This is a genomic window from Candidatus Schmidhempelia bombi str. Bimp (assembly GCF_000471645.3).
In the GTDB taxonomy this organism is placed as follows: Bacteria; Pseudomonadota; Gammaproteobacteria; order Enterobacterales; family Orbaceae; genus Utexia; species Utexia bombi.
On sequence record NZ_AWGA01000084.1, the window covers coordinates 1 to 4,009 of the forward strand.

A 4,009-nucleotide genomic window follows, 5' to 3' on the forward strand; every position below is an offset into this window, starting at 1 on the left:
TAAAGATGATAATGAACATGAAATATGTATTTGTGAATGGCATACAATAAATAAGAAACTATGTCGAAATGCAACAACAACTGAAATTAAGGCTTTCACATATCCAAACTATGGTGCAATTCGTGATGCAAAAAAACTAGTTGAAGAAGAAGAAATTTATGCAAGAGCCATATATATGAACGGAGATATTCATGAATGGATAAGAGTCAAAGGAAGTATAAGTATTTATCAACGGCTTACCATGACTAATGGAAATATTGCTGAATATGGTTATCATAGTAAAAAACGCGGTTATATTTGGCGAGTATATGAAACGCAATCAGAAAAAACTAAGTTAATTAGAATGCCTAATCATTTAAATTATGTTAATGGGAATACGTTAATTTTATATCAATTAGTTGATACTTATCGTAGATATACTAATCCAGATCTTATGGCTGGATTTATAGGTGCATTAGCAGAAATTAAAACCAACGTTAAAGTAACTGGTAGCGCATACAAACAAGGTTCTTGCTTCCCAAGTGCATTGCACATAAATGGTGAGAGTATAGATACTCATTATTTTAGTCAAAGTACTGATTCCAAGAAAAGAGAAAAAGATAAACAATTTATCAATTCATTATATAAATTTCATTTTAAAATATTTCGAGTAGGATCATCATTTAAAGAAATATTTAAAGGAATACATGGGTGTATCGATGGGGGGGAATTACACGATACACATTTACATACAGAGCGATTTGAAAATGAATCAATAACCAACATACCTTAAATTATATAGGATATATGCTATGTTATTAAAAAAAATTTGTATTTTTATAATAATATATACTTCTCTTTCGATAGCCTATTGTTATGAAAGAAAAATTGAAAAAACTTGGTATTTTTATAAAATTTCAAAAAGCACGGCTTATGGTGAGACAGCAGAAACTAGAGATAATTTATTGCAAAAAAGAGAAGATTTGATTGAAAAATTTGCTAATACCTCTATTAAATTTTCTGACAAAACATTAGCAATTAATGATGAATGCTTAATTGAATATTCTATCAAATCTACTACACCTGAAGTTTATTGGAAATCTGATGAAAAAAACAATTTATACAAAAAACTGTTTACTAAAGAAAAATCGCCTTTGAATCAAGAAATAAATATTATTACTTATTTGCATTCTAAGCAATCCTGCTCGGAAGGCTTAAATAATTTTATAAAAAATGGCAATGACTTGGTCGCTATAACAGAAGAAGGATATTTGATATTCTTCACAGATCAAAATAAAGAAAAACAACTGTCCAGCGAATATAGAGGTAAGCATGAACCTATAAATTTATTAGGACATCCAATGATTAAAGATAAAAATATTATTGATAAAATTAATGATAAATGTAATTTTTTTGCAAATGAGGATAAATCATTAAAATATGGAGAATGTGAAACAGAACAATTATCAAGTTATTATGCAAGAATTTTAAAAAAAATTAAAAATGGTAGAACGAAAATTTATCAGAACAAACAATATGAATTTTATTTAGTATTTAAAGAAGAAAAGTATCCGATTAATTATGAATTAATCATTGAAAAAGATAATCACATAGTAGATAGTTTAGTATTATATACAGTTTATTCAAATGAATCTGAAGTAATTAAAAAATATTATTATATTGATGAAAAATTAGAAAACATATGGTTATTAAATATAAGTAGTAATGAGAATTCAATGTTAACAGAAAAAGGAACTTACTATGAAGTAAAACAAGTAGATGATTGGAATCATTATCAAATTGATAAAAATAGGCATTTTAAATTACTTGAATCGCTAAATTGTAATTATAAATATGAAAGCCCGAATAGCGATTCTCCAACAAGTTGGGTTTGTCATTGAGGGGCCCAATCAACTCAAAAAACAAACGCCAATACCTCAATCCTTTCTAATCTATCAATGGACGGTAAAGCATGGTTTATTCATCCTGTGGCAGTGGTTAACTATTTTCCAGTTAAACCAAGGCTGTGGCATGAGCCTTTAGAAAATCCACAAAGGACTTTTTATAACTCAGGAGTAGCAGAAAGACCCCATAATGGTGCCTTTGGTTTAGTTCGAACGCAGGCTGGTGGCAAAAGGAAAGCTCATGCTGGTTTAGATCTATTTGCACGTATTGGTACACCATGTTTTGCTTGCTTAGATGGTGAAATTGTAAAAGCTTGTGGGGAAGGGACTTATGGAGAAGTAATCGTTTTAAAAGTGAAAGGAGATGATTTGAGAGCATCAAGAAATGGTAGTGTTCTTGAATTTGTTAAAGAAAAGGAAATAGAACAAGCAATTGATTTTGATATAAATAGTGATTATTTTTATATTCGATACTGTCATTTACATAAAGATTTAAAAGTACCCGAAATACAAGTAGGTACCAAAGTTAAAGCAGGTGATCATATCGGTTATACCTCTAACACAGGAAATGCCAAAAAGTACGCTAATACTCATTTACATTTAGAGATAGCTATGAAGATTCATAATAATAGGTCTCCAAAGAAAAAACAAACAGAAACAGAAGAAGACTACGAAAAAAGAAGATTAGGTTATAAAATAAATCCAGCCTTGTTTGTCAACTTAAATCCTATAGATAAGAAAGATCAAGAGAAAGCCGTAATAAAAGGCGACAAATTTTATAATTCAAACTAAAGGAATTTACAAATGAGTATAACAAAATATCTATTAATAATAATTTTATTACTACCACAAGTTACACAAGCAATATATCGCGTCTATAGTGGAAATATTGGCGATAAAAAAGTAGAACTTTATATTGGTGGTTTTTTTGAAGAGGATCCTTCTTTTTTTATCTTAAATAATGAGGATTATTCGATTCATTCTATGGGTATTCCTAAAATAAATGATAATAAATATATGTTTGAAAACTATACTTATGATGCTTTTGATAATGAAGACTCACTAACTATCCAAAATTTAAATTTAATTGGAAATCAAAAAAAATCTGAAGACGATATTTTGCTTGGAACTTCAGCTAAATTTGGTGATGTTAAGCTAGAAAAGAAATTTGAATATAACATAGCCCAACCTTTTTATGAAGATGAAAAAAATTAGATAAGGATTATAAAAAGCGACGAAAAGAATACCAAAACCTAATTAACAATATTGAATTTAATAATGTTGAATTCTTACAAATGAATTCAACGAAAGATTTCTATTTTAAATTATTGGTATCTAAAAAGAAAAAAGAAGATGCTCAAATTGTCGGTATCAATATTTATAGTAAAAAAAATGGCGAGTTAATACAATGTATTAAGACTAAAAAAAACTATCCATTTTATGAATTTAATACAATAGAAATAGGTGATTTTGATTTTGATAATAATGAAAACGACTTTACTATTGTTGATGGCATAACTCGTGGACCAAATGTACCGCACAAGTATTTCATTTATGATAAATCACAAAATAAATTTATTGATCCTAATTTAGAGGGATATGTTTTTAATTTTGATTATGAAAAAAGAATTGCTACCGACGAAAAAATATGCGGTGATGTTATTTTTTACAAAAATAATATCATCTTGAATAAGATGTATTATTTTAATAAAAACAAGAAAAAATATAATTATATCGATCAATACTGTATCGCTATTCCTGATGATGCAAATCCTGATTTAAGAAAATGCACAATAAAAGAAAAACAAGACTGTGAAAAGGCTGTAGTAGAGCCAGGTGACGAACCATAATCAAGTGAAAAGAAAGTTACTTTTTATAAAAAACAATAAAATCTTGTTTCCCGAATTCATTGCCTATTAATGGTCAGAGTGAAGTATTGACAATAAATATATTCTACACATTAGAAATGTCATTGAAATGGTATAAATAATTTATTAAATCACAATGACGATAAAAAATAGATACTTTCACTTTTTCCGATAGGCAAAAAACTACATAGTCAAGACGAAGAAGAGAAATAGCAACAAAAAGAGCTTATTCTTATTAAAGCAGGCTTAGATAAACAT

The 4,009-nt window shown here is 27.9% G+C and carries 4 protein-coding genes and 1 pseudogene; all 5 read left to right on the forward strand.

Features of this window, described 5'->3' with window-relative positions; all coding sequences use genetic code 11:
* Nucleotides 1-772: pseudogene (locus O970_RS09935) on the forward strand (hypothetical protein); the annotation flags it as partial.
* Between the two features lie 19 nt (nt 773-791).
* Nucleotides 792-1,880 carry a hypothetical protein gene (locus O970_RS08730; protein ID WP_133459320.1) on the forward strand — a complete coding sequence of 363 codons (1,089 nt, stop codon included), beginning with the start codon at nt 792-794 and terminating at the stop codon, nt 1,878-1,880.
* Nucleotides 1,881-1,937: 57 nt separating this feature from the next.
* On the forward strand, nt 1,938-2,675 hold the full coding sequence (locus O970_RS08735) for a M23 family metallopeptidase (RefSeq protein WP_133459321.1): 738 nt from the start codon (nt 1,938-1,940) through the stop codon (nt 2,673-2,675).
* 12 nt (nt 2,676-2,687) lie between these two features.
* Nucleotides 2,688-3,098 (forward strand): hypothetical protein, encoded by a 411-nt coding sequence (locus O970_RS08740; protein ID WP_133459322.1) that lies wholly within the window; start codon nt 2,688-2,690, stop codon nt 3,096-3,098.
* A gap of 80 nt (nt 3,099-3,178) precedes the next feature.
* A complete protein-coding gene (locus O970_RS08745) occupies nt 3,179-3,733 on the forward strand; it encodes a hypothetical protein (RefSeq protein ID WP_133459323.1) in 555 nt (184 codons plus the stop codon).
* Nucleotides 3,734-4,009: the final 276 nt, after the last annotated feature.